This is a genomic window from Pseudomonas sp. GW823-FHT02C02 (assembly GCF_058797635.1).
This window is the reverse complement of record NZ_JBXAJV010000006.1, coordinates 110,874-126,509: the sequence shown is the minus strand read 5'-3', so window position 1 is coordinate 126,509 and position 15,636 is coordinate 110,874. Positions and strand designations below refer to the sequence as shown.

Below are 15,636 nucleotides of genomic sequence, written 5' to 3'. Positions count from 1 at the left end.
AAATAACACTCACGATAGGAAAGTTATTTATCCGACCAATATTAACAATGGACGTCTGGGCGGGAAGATTAATGGTATCGCTGTATTAACTGACTAATGCTATGTTCCCCTGCCCTCTACTCTGGACGACTACAGGAACTGCCCGTTATGCCCTCCATGTGTTTTCGACTGATTGCCACTTCAACGCTATTTATACTTGGCGCCTTCAGCCCTGTTTACGCCAGTCAGGCTTTTTCAGCGCTGGCCCAGGACAACAAGACAATAGGCGTTCAGGTGAAGATCCAGAATTTCTCGACCGCCGACGCCCATGAGATCAAGGCGTCAGGGTTTGGATTCGTGCGCTTTGGCGTATGGACGAACAGCTTGGGTAACCCGGCGTATCAACAACAGATCAGTGAAGCCTTCGCAGCGGCCAAATCCGCCGACCTGCCAGTATTGATGACCGTTCGCTCCACCAAAGCGTTAACCCACAGAACGCAAAGCAGTGGGATAGATCTCGCCGCTGCGGGAGATTCATTCGCCAACTCGGTGATCGGTCTGGAAAACGCCTTCAGTGCGCAGCTTGTCGCCATTGAAATCTGGAATGAACCGGACTTGCCAAAATACTGGCCTACCCAGGATTTTGAAGTAACGTTTGTGCCGTTCATGAGCGCAGTGTGCAACGCGTTACAAAAGCGGGATCACTCAACACCCCTGATCGGCTTTGGATTCGCGAAGGCGCCCACCAAAGACTCCAAGGCGACCGTCGCACTGACTGAGATCCTGAGGGAACACCCACGGTGCCTCAGCGCTGTTTCTTATCACCCGTATGGCATGTCGGGCACCGAAATCAGCCGTACTCAAGCGTTTATCCTTGATAACTTCCATGTGCCGGGGGTCATTACCGAATGGGGAGTGCCATCGCTCAGTTCCATCGGAGGCACCGCCGGACAGGCATCACGCATTACAAGATTTATCTCGGACGTCAAAAAACTGAATATACCGCTGACGTCCCTTTACGAATGGAAAAACAGCGACACTGGCAGCAATGATCGCGAGCGAAGTTTTGGATTAAAGTCGTCCGATGGAACATCAAAACCTGCGGAAGCTGCCGTCAAAATGTTATTGAAGTAACCCTGATAAATGACCGCACCCACCATCAACCGGCGCTTTTATTAATCCACTCTGCATAACTTGCGGCGTCCATGGCCAGCGACTCTTCCACCAGCACCTCGAACAATACGGCTTGCGCTTCAAACCGCAGGTCATGTTTGGACTTCTGTGAGTCGCTCATTTGTTCCAGCAACACGCGAGTGACTTGGCTGGGCATGCTGTGTTTCACTCGATTGAGCCAACCGGGAATTTTCTTTGCGGCTTTCACCCTTCCCATTTCAACCAGACCCGTCATATTGTCCGGATGGTTCTTCTTTGATGCAGCCATCAGCGCTTCAAATACTTCGGTCAATTTTTTCAAGACATAACCGAGAATAATGTCATCAAAGGCCTCCACAATTGCAGACACCCGCTCACCTTGTGAAGTCATTTCCCCATCCAATACCTACATTTATCCGCGCCACATTACACGCCATCCGAGTGGCACTAATTGACATCTTATAACGGCTGAACCTGACCCTTTTTAACACCCGTTGGCGTGCGAATGCAGGCATGCCAGCTCAGGCGCCAGAGTTGCCATAGAGCCGTCAACGGTCAGTTGCTTTGAACCTGCGCGCGGTTTTGGCATCGTATTTACCGAGACCCGCGCCCCACCTTTCAAACATCCGTTCTCCGGTTGTTGCCAACGGGGCCACCGATACGTACATGCGCCCTTGAGTGGCTGTCAGCGCTCGGGTAATGTCATTAGACCCATAGGACAGAGCACGCCCATGACTTCCAAGCTGGAACAACTCAAACAAATGACCACCGTAGTTGCCGACACCGGCGACTTCGAAGCTATCGCTCGCGTAAAACCCGTCGACGCTACCACCAACCCTTCCCTGCTGCTGAAAGCGGCGGCCATTCCCGGTTATGCCGAGTTGCTGAACGCCTGCGTCCACGACTGCAAGGGCGATGTGGGCCTGGCCAGCGACCGCTTTGGCGTGGCGGTAGGCCAGGAAATCCTGAAGGTTGTACCGGGCCGCATTTCCACTGAAGTGGATGCACGCCTTTCGTTCGACACTGACGCCGTATTGAAGCGTGCGCACCGTCTGATCGAGCTGTACGACAAGGCCGGCATCGGCCGTGACCGCGTGCTGATCAAAATCGCCTCCACCTGGGAAGGCATTCGCGCTGCCGAGAAGCTTGAAAAGGAAGGCATTCAGACCAACCTGACGCTGCTGTTCTCGTTTGCTCAGGCGGCGGCATGTGCTGACGCCGGGGTGTTCCTGATTTCGCCGTTCGTAGGCCGCATCTACGACTGGTACAAGAAAGCCAACGGCAACGACTACACCGGCGCGGATGATCCGGGCGTGCAGTCGGTGACGCGTATCTACAACTACTACAAGGCCAATGACTACAAGACCGTGGTCATGGGTGCGAGCTTCCGCAATCTGAATCAGATTGAGCAGTTGGCCGGGTGTGATCGCCTGACCATCAGCCCGGACCTGTTGGAAAAGCTGGCGGCAGACACCGGCAAGCTGGAGCGCAAGTTGGCCCCGGGGCATGCGGGTGAAGGGCGCTTGAGCCTGAATGAAGCGCAGTTCCGCTGGTTGTCCAACGAGGACGCGATGGCGACCGAGAAACTGGCGGAGGGGATTCGTCAGTTCGCTCGCGACCAGGAAAAACTCGAAGCACTGCTGCAAGCCAAGCTGTGATCTAGTCCAGCGCAATGCAAAAAGGGCGACCCCTTACAGGTTCGCCCTTTTTCATGCTTTGGATTCGGGGATTCGCGATGGAGCCCGCCTTCCCTACATCCCTCTCAGGGGATCAATGGCGCTCTAAAGCATTCACCAGGTCATGGAAGGCTTCACGATTGGAGTCGTTCAGGCCCATGAGGATTTTGTGTGCCTCGAGCACTTTGATCCGCACGACTTCCTCGGACTGATCCTGGTCTGGCAGGTCGGTCAGGCATTCAGGGCACGGGATCGGGCGGTCAACGATGTTGAACACTTGCTCGAAGCCCATGGACTGCAGCAGACGGGTGATGTCTTCGTGGGTGGTGACGACGGTCGGCAACAGGCCGACCTTTTGCCGCGACAGGATCGACAGTTTGGCCAGCAGGCCCAGGGTGGTACTGTCGATGCTGCGGGTTTCGGTCAGGTCGATCACGATCGCGTTGAAGTTCAACGCGGTGAAGATCCGCTCAATAGTCGCATCCAACGCCGAACACAGGGTCAGGCGAACTTCACCGACGAACTTCAGGACGAAGGTGCCATCCTGCTCGGCGAACTGGATTCTACCGGTACTCATTAAAGATTCCTGCTCAACACCAACAGGGCGATATCATCCGGCATCTCCCCTAGCGTGGCCAATCCAAAAACCTGCCGCAGACCATCCAGGCTGCCGCCCGCTGCCTTGACCCGTTGGGGCAAAGCCGCTTCTTTTTCTTTGAGTGTAGGTTCTGGCAAAAGGTCCAGAATGCCATCGGACATCAGCGTCAGGCTGAACGTCGGCGGCAGTTCCAACACGTGGTCTTCATAGGTGGCTTCATTGAAGAGGCCCACCGGCAGACCACGACCTTCCAGATAACGAACACTGTCTGGCGTGTACAACACAGGCAACGGCAAATGACCACCGATGCTATAGGTCAACAAACCTGTCTCCTCGTCGATGACACCACCGACCATTGTGACGTGTTTACCCAGCTTACAACTGATCAGGCCTCGGTTGATATGACCAAGGACCTCTGAAGGCTTGAATTCTGGCAATGTGCCGCTGCGCTTGGATTCGAACAGCAAGCGCGTGGTCATGAACTTCAGCAGCACGGTGACGAAGGCTGAAGAGGCGCCATGGCCGGAAACGTCGGCCAGGTAGAAGGCTACGCGACGCTCGTCGACCCGAAAGTAGTCAACGAAATCACCCGACAGGTACAGCGACGGGATGATCTGGTGGGCGAACTGGAACTCGTCGATGGTCCAGGGGCTGACCGGCAGCATGTTCATCTGCACCTGGCGACCGGCGTTCTGGTCTTCCTGGAGCAGGTTCAAGCTGGCGGCGAGTTCGCGGTTGGCCTTTTCCAGCTTCTCGCGGTAGCGCTGGTTCTCCAGCAGCAGGCGCGCACGATCCAGGGCACGGCGCACAGAATGCTCGAGCACAGCCAGATCTTCGAGAGGCTTGATCAGGTAATCCGCCGCACCCAGGCGCAAGGCCTCGACCGCGTCGTTCATCACGCCGGCACCCGAAACCACGATCACCGGGGTTTGCGGCGACAGCTCGGTGACCTGGCGAATGAGTTCGAGTCCGCCCATCTGCGGCATGCGCAGATCGCAGATGACCAAGTCAGGCTTGTCTTGCTCGAATACCTGAAGACCCTGCTGGCCATTGCTGGCTTGCAGGACACTGAAACCACTGTCTTCCAAGTAGGCCGCGAGGCTCGCGCGCACTACTTCGTCATCATCGATTATCAGCAGCGTGGCACTGGTTTTTGGCATGTGGGCAAACGGCGCCAGAATTAGGTTGGCGTAGCAGGCACGGGGTTTAGCCCGGCTCACACTACTGGATTCGCTTTCTAGCCTCTCTGTCGCACCGTTATCGGGCATTTGCCCTACACACAGGTACACCAGAGGTGCCCTTCTAAGGCGCAGACGGTACTCCCATCCGCGGGGCGTTTCAAGCTCACGCCGATGGTCGCTTGACGTCTTTACTTGTCAAATCACCGGGAGTTATAAGAACAGGCAAAACCGTAACCCAATGGAAGGATGAAGCCCATGAGTCAAACCGATCGGGACTACAGCGAAAAGCGCGATTTCATCCGCATGCGGGTCGATGCCGATGTGTCGCTGATTCACGAAGGCGATGAGGTGCCAGCCGTCTGCATCGACCTTTCCAGCAGTGGCATGCAGGTCGAGGCACCCCGCCTGTTCAAGGTCGGAGACCGGCTCAGCGTGCGCATCGATTCCGACCACGCAGCGCTCAAAGGCCTTGAAGCCGACACCGAAGTGGTCTGGGTGAAGGAACAGGACGGTGGCAGTCAGAAACTCGGGCTTACAATCTTGAAGATGAAATAAGCCCTGATCCAAACGAAAGAAGGCGGCCAATCGGCCGCCTTCTTCATTTCATGGGTAGAGATCAAAAATCGTCTTCGACCTGGCCGTCTTTGACCTTGAACTCGCGGTTCTGCAAATACGCATTGCGAATGAACGTGTATTTGTCGCCAGTGATCAACTTCTCGCTCGACAGCAAGCTGGCGCGGGTGTCGACGATGTTCAGGCCGAAGATCGAGTTACGCACGGGAACGTCGTTGATATAGCGATACGGGCCGGTGTAGCCGTCGACGTACTTGGATGGCGCATCACGCAACGTGCTTGGGCCCAACAGCGGCAACATCACATACGGGCCGCTGCCCAAGCCCCAGTAACCGAGCGTCTGGCCGAAGTCTTCGTCGCTACGATTCAGGCCCATTTTGGTGCCGACGTCGAAGAAGCCCAGCAGGCCGAAGGTAGTGTTGAAGATCAGACGCGCAGTATCGACGCCAGCCGCGGCCGGTTTAGCCTGCAAGACGTTGTTGGCAAGGTTGGTGACATCACCGACGTTGCGGAACATGTTGTGAATGCCGTCTTCCAGAAACTGCGGCGTCACGAACTGGTAGCCTTGAGCGATTGGCTTGAGTGCATAGGTGTCGACGAAGTCGTTGAACTGGAAGATTGGACGGTTGACGCTTTCCCAAGGGTCTTCTTCCGTGGCAGCCTGGGCTGCGAACGGAACCAGCAACACGCTGGCACACACACAAAGCTGAGCTAGACGATTGCTCCAGCGCATAGAAAACTCCTTGGATTGTACTGGCATGGGCACTTGGCCCAGGCGATAAGCTGGCTAGTATAAGACGGAAAAGCCGGTTTAGGGCAGCCTCGCGCGTGAGGACTTACAGATGATTCGTCCTGACTGAGCGCGCTTCACATCAGTGTCATGCAACTGTCACCGGCAACACATAGCCTTGTCGTTATTTCAGGGACGTTGATATGCCGCACGCCGAAGCCTTGCCCGTTGCCGCACCCAGCCTGACCGCCGTACTGTTCGGGCTCAGCGGTTGCCTGGTGGATTTCGGCGCCCGGATGCGCCAGCACGATACTCACACACCAGCGCATGCCGAGGTCACCCCCGGCGCGCTGGACAGTCTGAACAGCTTGCAGCGCCAGCAGATTCCTTGCGCCTGGCTCGACGAGTTGCCCCCCGCCCTCACCCATTCGCTGGCCGGCGCCCTGCCTGCGTGGATCAAACCTTCGCAACACCCCGCAACACTCAATCCATGGCCGGCGCCGAACGCTTGCTGGCAAGCCTTGATGGCATTGAATGTCGAACGACTCGATGGTTGCGTGCTGGTCAGTGGCGAACCGCGACTGCTGCAATCGGGACTGAATGCCGGGTTATGGACGATCGGCCTGGCGTCCTGCGGTTCGCTCTGCGGGTTGGCGCCCAACGAATGGCAGGCCTTGAGCCAAAAGGAGCGCGAACACCTGCGTGGTAAAGCGACCGTGCAGTTGTTCAGCCTGGGTGTGCATTCGGTGATCGATCACCTCGGCGAGCTCGACACCTGCCTGGCGGACATCAGCCTGCGTCGGCTCAAGGGCGAAAAGCCCTGATCGAGATCATGCAGGTTGCGCGGGAGTGGATTAATCTAAAGGCAAGCCATAGACCTTTGGCACGCTGCTGCGGTCTATGCCAGTGCCTATCGATAAAAGGAAGAACGCCATGCCTGCCCGCGAACTGCAACAACAGCTCAATACTCTGCGCGAGCAATTGGAACAGAATCCGCCGCTGACGGAAGCCGAGCGCGAAGACCTGCACGCGCTGATGCAACAGATCGAACTGGAGCTTGAGCTCGAAACCAAAACCCAGGATTCCAGCCTCGTCGACGGCGTCAACCTGGCCGTCGAACGCTTTGAAGTCGAACACCCCACCCTCGCTGGCACCTTGCGCAACATCGTGCAAGCCTTGGCCAACATGGGGATCTGAATACGCCAGATGCAAAAAAGCCCCGCCAGTGATGGCGGGGCTTTTTCATACCCGGGAAGTGCACTGCAATCCCTTGTAGGAGCGAGCCTGCTCGCGATGACGGCAGCACATTCAACATCGATGGTGCCAGACACTCCGCCATCGCGAGCAGGCTCGCTCCTACAGGAGTATTTTACTGACGGACCAGACGATGGTTCGGCAGCTGCACGTCTTCAGTGCTGCGATACGGGTTGATGTCCAACCCACCACGCCGCACATACCGCGCATACACCGTCAACCTCTCCGGTTTCAACAACCGCTGCAAGTCGAGAAAAATCCGCTCCACGCACTGCTCATGAAAGTCCGAGTGCTGACGGAAGCTCACGATGTACTCCAGCAAACTCGCGTGATCCAGGGCCGCGCCACGGTATTCCACCGCCACGCTGCCCCAGTCCGGCTGGCTGGTGACCGGGCAGTTGGATTTGAGCAGATGACTGTGCACGCTCTCTTCGACAATGCGCGAATCATCGCAACGCAACAGCTCCGGGCGCGGATGTTCGTAGTTGCTGACGCTGATCTCCAGATCATCGATACACACACCCGGCAACGCCACGACGCCTTCGGCTTCGACATCCTTGAGGCTGCGAATCCGCACGCCAACCGGCTTGCCGGCAGCGGCCGACAGGTCTTTGACCAGCGTCGCTTCAAGGGTCGCACTATCGGCAAACGGTGTCTGGTTCAACGAGTTCAGGTACAGCTTGAACGACTTCGACTCGATGATGTTCGGCGAATCCGCCGGGATGCTGAATTCGCCAATCGCCACCACCGGCTTACCGGACGGCAACAGCCACGACAGCTCGAAGCAGTTCCAGAAGTCCACACCCTTGTAAGGCAGGGTTTGCGCCGTCAGGCCCAACTCGGCCCATTTCGCGGTGCGCGGGATCGGGAACAGCAAGGACGGCGTATAAGTGGCGATGTATTCGCTGGATTTGCCCAGCGGCGAGTGTTCGGCTGCGGGATGCATGGCGGAAACCTGACTGAAGAATCAGCGGATTCTACCAGCCTTTGCGCCCGCCTTTGAGTGCTTACTGACTGACAGTCAGTTTGCCGACCATGCCCGCCTGGTAATGGCCGGGAATGTTGCAGGCAAATTCCAGGTTGGTGGCCTTCGTGAAGGTCCAGGTCAGCTCGGCCGTTTTTCCCGGCTCGACGAGGACACTGTTCGGGTCATCGTGCTTCATCATCCCGTGATCCATGCCTGCCATCGAACCGTGGTCCATTTCCTTCATGCCTGTAGGCGTGAGCATGCCGCTCTGCTGCATCTTCATCATTTCCTGCTGATGACGGGCATGCATCGCCGCATCGCCGAGGTTGAATTCGTGCAACAACTGGCCTTTATTCACCAGCACAAAACGAATCGTCTCACCCGCTTCGATATCGATCGCCTTGGGCGTGAACGACATGTCACCCATCACTACCTCGACACTGCGGGTAGCCTTGGCCGCCGGGGCTGGTTGACCGAAATCGTAGGTCTGCGCCGGCGATGCAAATACCGGCGAGTTCAGCACCAACAAGCAGGCGGCCAGCAACAGAGGTTTGCGCAAAAACATAGTCGTACTCCAACAAGATAAGGTTCAGCCTGTGGAAAACTCTAAACTGTCGCCACTGCCCACGACCTGACAGCCAAATTACAACTTTGTCAGGTTGGTCTGTATCAACGCTGCCCACGGTATAAAGCCTTCGTTCCACTTGCCTCGAGTTGCCCATGAAGCTGCTGATCGTCGAAGACCAACCGAAAACCGGCCACTACCTGCGCCAGGGCCTGACTGAGGCCGGTTTCAACACCGAACTGGCGGCCGACGGCATCACCGGCCAACAACTGGCCTTGAGTGGTGATTACGCGTTGTTGATCCTTGATGTGATGCTACCCGGTCGCGATGGCTGGCAAATCCTGCAGGCGGTGCGTGGCGCCGGTCTCGATACACCAGTCCTTTTTCTGACGGCGCGAGATGCGGTTGAGGACAGGGTCCACGGCCTCGAACTCGGCGCAGACGATTACCTGGTCAAGCCGTTCGCCTTTTCCGAATTGCTGGCTCGGGTCCGCAGCCTGTTGCGACGCGGCAGCGCTTCGCCTCAGGAAACCAGCCTGCAACTGGCCGACCTGCGGCTGGATTTGATCCGCCGCCGGGTGGAGCGCGGCGGTCAACGCATCGACCTGACCGCCAAGGAGTTCGCCCTGCTGGAAATGCTCCTGCGGCGCCAGGGTGAGGTGCTGCCCAAATCACTGATTGCCTCCCAGGTCTGGGACATGAATTTCGACAGCGACACCAATGTCATCGAGGTCGCGATCCGCCGTTTGCGCCTGAAGATCGACGATGAATTCCCCAACAAGCTGATTCATACCGTGCGCGGCATGGGTTATGTCCTTGAAGAGCGACCTGCCTGATGCGTCGACTCTCGCTGAGCAGTCGCCTGGCGCTGCTGTTTGCGGCCTGCACCGCCGTGGTTTCATTGTTTGCCGGAGTGTTGTTCAGTCGCGCCAGCGAGGCGCACTTCGTCGAACTCGATCAGCAGTTGCTGGACGGCAAATTGATGGGTTTGCGCCGCACGCTGCATGACGTTCAGCCGAGTGAAAGCGAAGTCAGACTGGCGGATGAACTGAGTCGGCAGGCCGACCTGTCGCTGCGAATCACTGGCAGCGATGGCCAGCGCTGGTATGACAGTTCGGCGCACCTGCCCCGGGAATTACCTACTCAGGCGGGTTTGTCCACGGTGAGTAGCGAAGGTACCGACTACCGCGTCCTCAATGCTCCGTTGTATCTCGACAAACCTGACTCACCGCAACTGACCTTGCTGCTGGACATCACCCATCACCAGCACTTTCTGCAACGCATGCAGCGCCTGATCTGGATGACCGTCGGCTTGTCGGCGCTGGCCACCGCGTTGCTCGGTGCGTGGGCGGCACGCAGTGGTTTGCGCCCGTTGCGACGCATGAGCGCGATCGCCAGCGGCGTTTCAGCGCAATCGCTCAATGCCCGGCTGCCCGACGAGAATATGCCGTCGGAGCTCGAGGAATTGGCCCACAGCTTCAACGCCATGCTCGGACGCCTGGACGACTCTTTTCAACGGCTCTCGGCGTTTTCCGCTGACATCGCCCATGAGCTGCGCACGCCGTTGTCGAACCTGCTGACCCACACTCAGGTCACCCTCACCCGCCCTCGGCCTATCGAGGACTACCGCGAAGCGCTGCACAGCAACCTCGAAGAACTGCAATGGATGGCGCAACTGGTCAACGACATGTTGTATCTGGCCAAGGCTGACCATGGGTTGTTGATGCCCAAGCGCGAACCGCTGGAGCTGGCGGGAGAAGTGGATCTGTTGCTGGAGTTTTTTGCGCCGTTGGCGGAGGACGCGCAGGTCAGGTTGAGTCGTGAAGGCAGTGCGCGCATGGAGGGAGATCGCAGCATGTTGCGTCGGGCACTTTCCAATCTGCTGGACAACGCGTTGCGGTTTACACCAGCCGAAGGCGAGGTTCGGGTGCGGATTGTCGACCAGGTCAAAGCCTTGAGTTTGACGGTCGAGAACAGTGGGGACGGGATTGACGGGACGTTGCTGCCGCGATTGTTTGACCGGTTTTATCGGACCGATCCGGCGCGCCAGGAAGGCAGTAGTGAACATGCGGGATTGGGATTAGCGATCACTCAGTCAATCATCCGCGCCCATGGCGGACAGATTCATTGCGAATCGAATAATGGGTGGACGCGTTTTGTGATTGAGTTGCCAAAGGGAGATTAAGGCCAGCAGAGCCGGCCCCATCGCGAGCAGGCTCGCTCCCACCGTGACCGAGTTGAATCAGATCCAATGTGAGCGAGCCTGCTCGTGACGGCGGTGTAACGACTTACGAATACCGCAACGCGTGTGCTGGCTCGATCTTCGCCGCACGCCAGGCCGGGTAGACCGTCGCCAGGAAGCTCAGGACGAACCCCGCCGAGCAGATCAACAACACATCCCCACCCTGTAATTCCGAGGGCAAGTTACTGACGAAATACACGTCAGAACTGAAGATGTGCTGGCCACTGACCCGCTCCATCCACCCCACCAGCTCGCTGACGTTCAGCGCCGCTATCACGCCCAGAACGCCACCGATCAAGGTGCCGACAACCCCGATCACCGTGCCCTGCACCATGAAGATCGCCATGATCTGCCGCGGCGTGGCGCCAATGGTGCGCAGGATCGCGATGTCCGCGCCCTTGTCGTTCACCACCATGATCAACGTTGCGATGATGTTGAACGCCGCCACGGCGACGATCATCAGCAACAGCAGGCCGATCATGGTTTTTTCCATCTTCATCGCACTGAACAGACTGCCCTGGGTGTGGGTCCAGTCATCAGCCTTGTAAGCGGTGCCCAGCCCGCCAGCGATATCGCTGGAGACCTTCGGCGCCGCGTACAAATCCTTCACCGCCAATCGCACGCTCTGCACCTGGTTCGGTTCCCAGTGCTGCATCTGCGCGGCATCGGCGACGTGGATCAGCGCCATCGAGCCATCCAGCTCGGCACCGACCTTGAACACGCCCACTACGTTCAGCCGCTGCATGCGCGGGGTAATGCCGCCCGGTGCGTTGCTGACTTCCGGCACGATCAGGGTGATCTTGTCGCCGACATTCAAGCGGAAACGCCGCGCGGTGATTTCGCCGATCACCACGCCGAACTCGCCCGGTTTCAACGCATCGAGACGGCCCTGAACGATGTGCTGGGCAACGATCGACACCTTGCCTTCCAGCGCGGGATCTACACCGCTGACCTGAATTGGCTGCATCGTGCCTTTATAGGAGAGCATGCCTTCCATCTCGGTGAACGGCACGGCGGCAGTGACTTCCGGGTTTTTCATCGCGGCGGCGGCCACGGGCTGCCAATCGTCGATCGGCTTCACGCCGACGATGGTCGCGTGCGGCACCATACCGAGGATGCGCGAGCTCATTTCGCGCTGGAAGCCGTTCATCACCGACAGCACCACGATCATCGCCAGCACGCCTAGGGCGAGGCCGATCATCGAGGTCATCGAGATGAAGGAAACAAAGCGATTGCGGCGCTTGGCGCGGGTATAGCGCGTGCCGATAAAGATCGATAACGGTCTGAACATTCGCTGGGACACCGTATAAAAACAAAAAGACCCGACGTCTTTTCAGACATCGGGTTTCGACCAATCAGATGGGCGTCAGGCAACCTTCCTGCAAATGCAGGACGCGATCCATCTGGCGAGCCAGGTTCATGTCGTGAGTCACCACCAGGAACGCCGTGCGCATCGAGGTGCTGAGTTCCAGCATCAAATCCTGAATGCCCTGGGCGGTGTGGGAGTCGAGGTTGCCGGTCGGCTCGTCGAGCATCACCAGGCCTGGCTTGTTCACCAGGGCGCGGGCGATGGCAACGCGCTGACGTTCGCCGCCGGACAGTTCAGACGGTTTGTGCTCCAGACGATGGCCAAGCCCTACCCGCTCCAGCAACGCAGTCGCACGCTGGCGCGCTTCCGGAATCGCAGTCTTGCCGATCAGCAGCGGCATGCAGACGTTTTCCAGCGCGGTGAACTCAGGCAGCAAATGGTGGAACTGGTAGACGAAACCCAGCGACCGGTTGCGCAGCAGGCCGCGTTTCTTCTCGCTCAGGGCCGACAGCTCTTCGCCATCGAGCCAGACGCTGCCCTTGGTCGGCGTGTCGAGACCGCCCAACAGGTTGAGCAAGGTACTTTTGCCCGAACCCGAGGTGCCGACAATCGCCACGCGCTCACCCGGATGCAACTCCAGTTGCAGACCGGCCAGCACTTCTACCGACTCCGGGCCTTCCTCGTAGGACTTGCCCAGGTTGCGGCAGCTCAAGATTGCTTTATCACTCATACCCAACTCACTCATAACGTAGCGCCTCCGCAGGCTGGGTGCGCGCGGCACGCCAGGCTGGATACAGGGTGGCGAGGAAACTCAGGACCAACGCGGCGGCGCAGACCATCAACACGTCCTGGCTCTGCACTTGCGACGGCAGGTAATCGATGAAATACACGTCGGCGTTCAGGAATTTGTGGCCGATCAACCCTTCGAGGGCCGAGATCGCAGCGCTGACGTTCAACGCGGCGAAGATCCCGACCACGGCGCCGATCAGCGTGCCGATCACGCCAATGACCGTGCCCTGGACCATGAAGATCGCCATGATCTGCCCCGGCGTGGAGCCCAGGGTTCGCAGAATCGCGATGTCACCCTTCTTGTCGTTCACCACCATCACCAGCGTGGAAATGATGTTGAAGGCCGCAACGGCGACGATCAGCAGCAACAGCAGGCCGATCATGGCTTTTTCCATGCGGATCGCCTGATACAGATTGCCGTGGGTACGGGTCCAGTCGCGGGCGTAGAAATGGTCCTCACCGAGTTGCTGGGCGATATTCCACGCCGTGCGCGGGGCCTGGAACAGGTCATCGAACTTCAGGCGGATGCCCTGGACCTGATCCGGCTTCCAGCGATGCATTTTCGCCAGATCCTGCAGGTTGGTGACACCCAGGTACCCGTCGATCTCACCGGCGCCGACATGGAAAATGCCGACCACGGTAAAGCGTTTCATGCGCGGGAACATCCCGGCCGGGGTCACCGTGACTTCCGGTGCCACGAATGTCAGCTTGTCGCCAACCGCGGCGCCAAGCTTGGCGGCCGCCTTGTCACCGATGACAATGCCGAAGCTGCCCGGCGTGAGGTCGTCGAGTTTGCCCTGCTGCATGAAGTTATCAATGATCGAGACCTGGCGTTCCAGCGCAGGGTCGATGGCATTGAGCAGGACTTTGGAGACCTTGCCGTTGTTGGTCAGCAAACCCTGCATCTGGGTGAACGGCGCAACGGCCGTCACCTGCGGGTTCTGCTTGACCTTGGCGGCCAGGCTTTGCCAGTCGCTGATCGGTTCACCGGACTCGATGGTCGCGTGGGGCACCATGCCCAGCACGCGGGTGCGCATCTCATGATCGAAGCCGTTCATGACCGAAAGCACGACGATCATCACGACCACGCCGAGGGCGAGTCCGATCATCGAGGTCAGGGAAATGAATGACACAAAATGATTGCGGCGCTTTGCACGGGTATAACGCGTGCCAATAAATACGAAGAGAGGTCTGAACATGTCGGGGCTTGTTCGGAGGGAAAAGGAACGTCCTTGTGGCGGGGGTCGATAACCAGCTTTACACTCAGACCACCGCCGCTACCATGGGTTCGCCATGTCGACATTAGATGAAGAAGATCGCCGCGAATACTACCGTATCGAGGACACGATCGCACTGGAAATTCGGCCCCTGTCCGCTCCCGAAGCCGCAGGCCAGGAAGTGTTGCAGGATGCTTCCCCACTGTTCAACTTGCTCAGCGAACTGCACCTGAGCGAATTCGAGTCGCAACACCTGCTGCGCCAGATCAGTGAGCGCGACCGCAACCTCGCTGCCTTCCTGAAATCCCAGAACAAACGCATCGATCTGCTGAGCCAGGTGATCGCCATCACCGTACTCGGGCAGATCGGCGAGCCGCAGCCGGTGATCATTTCCGAAGGCGGTATCGACTTCCAGCACCCGACGCCCATCGCCGTGGGCGCGCACCTGTCGGTCAAACTGGTGCTGATGCCGCAAGCCCTCGGCCTGTTGCTGCGGGCCAAGGTCACGCATTGCGATCGCAAGGCTGGCGCCTACGACGTTGGCACCGAGTTCGAATACCCGACCGACGCCCAGCGCCAATTGCTGGCCCGCTACATTTTGCAGAAGCAGGCCCAGGAACGACGTCTGGCCCGCGAAAACGAATCAGGCATTTAATTTAAGGAAGAACCGTGACCCTCATCTACGGCCATCGCGGCGCCAAGGGCGAAGCACCGGAAAACACGCTGACCAGTTTCCAGCAATGCCTCAAGCATGGCGTGCGCCGCTGTGAACTGGACCTGCACCTGTCCATGGACAACGAGTTGATGGTCATCCACGACCCGACACTCAAGCGCACCACCGACCGACGCGGCAAGGTCGTCGAGCACACGGCGGCCGAGCTGGTGACCTACGACGCACGCAAGGGCGGGCCGGGCTGGATCAAGCCTTGCCCGATCCCCACGCTGGAAGAGTTGTTCGAGAAATGCGATTTCGAGCATTGGCAGCTGGAAGTCAAAAGCGCATCTCGCACCCGTGCCGCGACGACCGTGCTGGCGATACGCGAAATGGCTCAGCGTTTCGGCCTGCTCGACAAGGTCACGATCACATCGAGTTCACGCGAAGTGCTGAAAGCCGCGCTGGACCTGGTGCCGGACGTGTCTCGTGGATTGGTGGCTGAATATGCATGGCTCGACCCGTTGAAAGTCGCCCAGAGTTACGGCTGTGAGATTCTGGCGCTGAACTGGACCCTGTGTACGCCGGAACGCCTGCAGAAGGCGCAGCGTCAGGGGCTGCATGTGTCGGTATGGACAGTCAACGAGCCCGCGCTGATGCGCAGACTCGCCGACTTCGGCGTTGACAGCCTGATTACAGACTTTCCCGGTTTGGCCAGCGCCACCCTCGAGAATTGCTGAAATCGGTCTCCC

At 58.4% G+C, this 15,636-nt stretch carries 18 protein-coding genes; 9 read left to right on the top strand and 9 right to left on the bottom strand.

Translation table 11 applies throughout. From position 1 onward, the window contains the following. The first annotated feature begins 147 nt into the window (after positions 1-147). A complete protein-coding gene (locus tag AC1ROI_RS12465) occupies positions 148-1,113 on the top strand; it encodes a glycosyl hydrolase family 5 (RefSeq protein ID WP_102594407.1) in 966 nt (321 codons plus the stop codon). A gap of 25 nt (positions 1,114-1,138) precedes the next feature. Here AC1ROI_RS12465 and AC1ROI_RS12460 read toward each other — a convergent pair whose 3' ends face one another. Next, a complete protein-coding gene (locus AC1ROI_RS12460; protein WP_102594408.1) occupies positions 1,139-1,522 on the bottom strand; it encodes a hypothetical protein in 384 nt (127 codons plus the stop codon). Between the two features lie 340 nt (positions 1,523-1,862). On the opposite strand from AC1ROI_RS12460, the gene tal reads away from it, so the two are divergent. After that, positions 1,863-2,789 carry a transaldolase gene (gene tal / locus AC1ROI_RS12455; RefSeq protein WP_010456288.1) on the top strand — a complete coding sequence of 309 codons (927 nt, stop codon included), beginning with the start codon at positions 1,863-1,865 and terminating at the stop codon, positions 2,787-2,789. 112 nt (positions 2,790-2,901) lie between these two features. Here the strand turns inward: tal and rssC are convergent, their stop codons facing one another. Both rssC and rssB read right to left on the bottom strand, forming a co-directional pair. After that, the gene (rssC, locus tag AC1ROI_RS12450) at positions 2,902-3,384 is read right to left on the bottom strand and encodes an anti-sigma factor antagonist RssC (protein WP_007935262.1); all 483 of its coding nucleotides are present in this window, start codon (positions 3,382-3,384) and stop codon (positions 2,902-2,904) included. Further along, the gene (gene rssB, locus AC1ROI_RS12445) at positions 3,384-4,565 is read right to left on the bottom strand and encodes a two-component system response regulator RssB (protein WP_010456296.1); all 1,182 of its coding nucleotides are present in this window, start codon (positions 4,563-4,565) and stop codon (positions 3,384-3,386) included. The genes rssC and rssB overlap by 1 nt, the downstream gene beginning before the upstream one ends. Positions 4,566-4,841: 276 nt before the next feature. Here rssB and AC1ROI_RS12440 point away from each other — a divergent pair, with 276 nt between their 5' ends. Beyond that, complete coding sequence (locus tag AC1ROI_RS12440; RefSeq protein ID WP_010456298.1) at positions 4,842-5,141, top strand: PilZ domain-containing protein; 300 nt, start codon at positions 4,842-4,844, stop codon at positions 5,139-5,141. A gap of 61 nt (positions 5,142-5,202) precedes the next feature. Here the strand turns inward: AC1ROI_RS12440 and AC1ROI_RS12435 are convergent, their stop codons facing one another. Beyond that, complete coding sequence (locus tag AC1ROI_RS12435) at positions 5,203-5,892, bottom strand: MlaA family lipoprotein (protein ID WP_010456300.1); 690 nt, start codon at positions 5,890-5,892, stop codon at positions 5,203-5,205. A 200-nt stretch (positions 5,893-6,092) separates the two neighbouring features. Here AC1ROI_RS12435 and pcrP point away from each other — a divergent pair, with 200 nt between their 5' ends. Both pcrP and AC1ROI_RS12425 read left to right on the top strand, forming a co-directional pair. Beyond that, positions 6,093-6,713 carry an HAD superfamily inactivated hydrolase PcrP gene (pcrP, locus tag AC1ROI_RS12430; RefSeq protein WP_077748234.1) on the top strand — a complete coding sequence of 207 codons (621 nt, stop codon included), beginning with the start codon at positions 6,093-6,095 and terminating at the stop codon, positions 6,711-6,713. A 109-nt stretch (positions 6,714-6,822) separates the two neighbouring features. Beyond that, entirely contained in the window at positions 6,823-7,086 is a 264-nt protein-coding gene (locus tag AC1ROI_RS12425) for a DUF4404 family protein (RefSeq protein ID WP_102594409.1), read from the top strand. Positions 7,087-7,258: 172 nt separating this feature from the next. Here AC1ROI_RS12425 and queF read toward each other — a convergent pair whose 3' ends face one another. Both queF and copI read right to left on the bottom strand, forming a co-directional pair. After that, positions 7,259-8,089, bottom strand: coding sequence for an NADPH-dependent 7-cyano-7-deazaguanine reductase QueF (queF, locus tag AC1ROI_RS12420; protein WP_077748233.1), 831 nt, complete (start codon positions 8,087-8,089; stop codon positions 7,259-7,261). A 61-nt stretch (positions 8,090-8,150) separates the two neighbouring features. Further along, on the bottom strand, positions 8,151-8,675 hold the full coding sequence (gene copI / locus AC1ROI_RS12415) for a copper-resistant cuproprotein CopI (RefSeq protein WP_102594812.1): 525 nt from the start codon (positions 8,673-8,675) through the stop codon (positions 8,151-8,153). 155 nt (positions 8,676-8,830) lie between these two features. Here copI and AC1ROI_RS12410 point away from each other — a divergent pair, with 155 nt between their 5' ends. Together AC1ROI_RS12410 and AC1ROI_RS12405 are read left to right on the top strand one after the other, a co-directional pair. Further along, on the top strand, positions 8,831-9,511 hold the full coding sequence (locus AC1ROI_RS12410) for a heavy metal response regulator transcription factor (protein WP_010456310.1): 681 nt from the start codon (positions 8,831-8,833) through the stop codon (positions 9,509-9,511). Next, positions 9,511-10,860 carry a heavy metal sensor histidine kinase gene (locus AC1ROI_RS12405; RefSeq protein ID WP_102594813.1) on the top strand — a complete coding sequence of 450 codons (1,350 nt, stop codon included), beginning with the start codon at positions 9,511-9,513 and terminating at the stop codon, positions 10,858-10,860. Before AC1ROI_RS12410 ends, AC1ROI_RS12405 begins: the two co-directional genes overlap by 1 nt. A gap of 103 nt (positions 10,861-10,963) precedes the next feature. On the opposite strand, the gene AC1ROI_RS12400 is transcribed toward AC1ROI_RS12405, so the two are convergent. The 3 genes from AC1ROI_RS12400 to AC1ROI_RS12390 form a co-directional block, all read right to left on the bottom strand. Continuing rightward, positions 10,964-12,208: a lipoprotein-releasing ABC transporter permease subunit gene (locus AC1ROI_RS12400; protein ID WP_010456313.1), complete on the bottom strand. Its 1,245-nt coding sequence runs from the start codon at positions 12,206-12,208 to the stop codon at positions 10,964-10,966. Between the two features lie 64 nt (positions 12,209-12,272). Further along, complete coding sequence (lolD, locus tag AC1ROI_RS12395; RefSeq protein ID WP_167362278.1) at positions 12,273-12,956, bottom strand: lipoprotein-releasing ABC transporter ATP-binding protein LolD; 684 nt, start codon at positions 12,954-12,956, stop codon at positions 12,273-12,275. Positions 12,957-12,963: 7 nt separating this feature from the next. Beyond that, complete coding sequence (locus AC1ROI_RS12390) at positions 12,964-14,214, bottom strand: lipoprotein-releasing ABC transporter permease subunit (protein WP_010456317.1); 1,251 nt, start codon at positions 14,212-14,214, stop codon at positions 12,964-12,966. A 94-nt stretch (positions 14,215-14,308) separates the two neighbouring features. On the opposite strand from AC1ROI_RS12390, the gene AC1ROI_RS12385 reads away from it, so the two are divergent. Both AC1ROI_RS12385 and AC1ROI_RS12380 read left to right on the top strand, forming a co-directional pair. Next, positions 14,309-14,887: a PilZ domain-containing protein gene (locus tag AC1ROI_RS12385; protein ID WP_010456319.1), complete on the top strand. Its 579-nt coding sequence runs from the start codon at positions 14,309-14,311 to the stop codon at positions 14,885-14,887. A gap of 14 nt (positions 14,888-14,901) precedes the next feature. Beyond that, positions 14,902-15,624, top strand: coding sequence for a glycerophosphodiester phosphodiesterase (locus tag AC1ROI_RS12380; RefSeq protein ID WP_010456321.1), 723 nt, complete (start codon positions 14,902-14,904; stop codon positions 15,622-15,624). Positions 15,625-15,636: the final 12 nt, after the last annotated feature.

Excerpts from the sequence above, each read along its gene's own strand:
- rssC (WP_007935262.1), bottom strand. The coding sequence starts at position 3,384 with ATGAGTACCGGTAGAATCCAGTTCGCCGAGCAGGATGGCACCTTCGTC.
- lolD (WP_167362278.1), bottom strand. The coding sequence starts at position 12,956 with ATGAGTGATAAAGCAATCTTGAGCTGCCGCAACCTGGGCAAGTCCTAC.
- AC1ROI_RS12410 (WP_010456310.1), top strand. The coding sequence starts at position 8,831 with ATGAAGCTGCTGATCGTCGAAGACCAACCGAAAACCGGCCACTACCTG.
- AC1ROI_RS12440 (WP_010456298.1), top strand. The coding sequence starts at position 4,842 with ATGAGTCAAACCGATCGGGACTACAGCGAAAAGCGCGATTTCATCCGC.
- AC1ROI_RS12465 (WP_102594407.1), top strand. The coding sequence starts at position 148 with ATGCCCTCCATGTGTTTTCGACTGATTGCCACTTCAACGCTATTTATA.
- AC1ROI_RS12460 (WP_102594408.1), bottom strand. The coding sequence starts at position 1,522 with ATGACTTCACAAGGTGAGCGGGTGTCTGCAATTGTGGAGGCCTTTGAT.
- tal (WP_010456288.1), top strand. The coding sequence starts at position 1,863 with ATGACTTCCAAGCTGGAACAACTCAAACAAATGACCACCGTAGTTGCC.
- AC1ROI_RS12385 (WP_010456319.1), top strand. The coding sequence starts at position 14,309 with ATGTCGACATTAGATGAAGAAGATCGCCGCGAATACTACCGTATCGAG.
- copI (WP_102594812.1), bottom strand. The coding sequence starts at position 8,675 with ATGTTTTTGCGCAAACCTCTGTTGCTGGCCGCCTGCTTGTTGGTGCTG.
- AC1ROI_RS12425 (WP_102594409.1), top strand. The coding sequence starts at position 6,823 with ATGCCTGCCCGCGAACTGCAACAACAGCTCAATACTCTGCGCGAGCAA.
- AC1ROI_RS12390 (WP_010456317.1), bottom strand. The coding sequence starts at position 14,214 with ATGTTCAGACCTCTCTTCGTATTTATTGGCACGCGTTATACCCGTGCA.
- queF (WP_077748233.1), bottom strand. The coding sequence starts at position 8,089 with ATGCATCCCGCAGCCGAACACTCGCCGCTGGGCAAATCCAGCGAATAC.
- AC1ROI_RS12405 (WP_102594813.1), top strand. The coding sequence starts at position 9,511 with ATGCGTCGACTCTCGCTGAGCAGTCGCCTGGCGCTGCTGTTTGCGGCC.
- pcrP (WP_077748234.1), top strand. The coding sequence starts at position 6,093 with ATGCCGCACGCCGAAGCCTTGCCCGTTGCCGCACCCAGCCTGACCGCC.
- rssB (WP_010456296.1), bottom strand. The coding sequence starts at position 4,565 with ATGCCAAAAACCAGTGCCACGCTGCTGATAATCGATGATGACGAAGTA.
- AC1ROI_RS12400 (WP_010456313.1), bottom strand. The coding sequence starts at position 12,208 with ATGTTCAGACCGTTATCGATCTTTATCGGCACGCGCTATACCCGCGCC.
- AC1ROI_RS12435 (WP_010456300.1), bottom strand. The coding sequence starts at position 5,892 with ATGCGCTGGAGCAATCGTCTAGCTCAGCTTTGTGTGTGTGCCAGCGTG.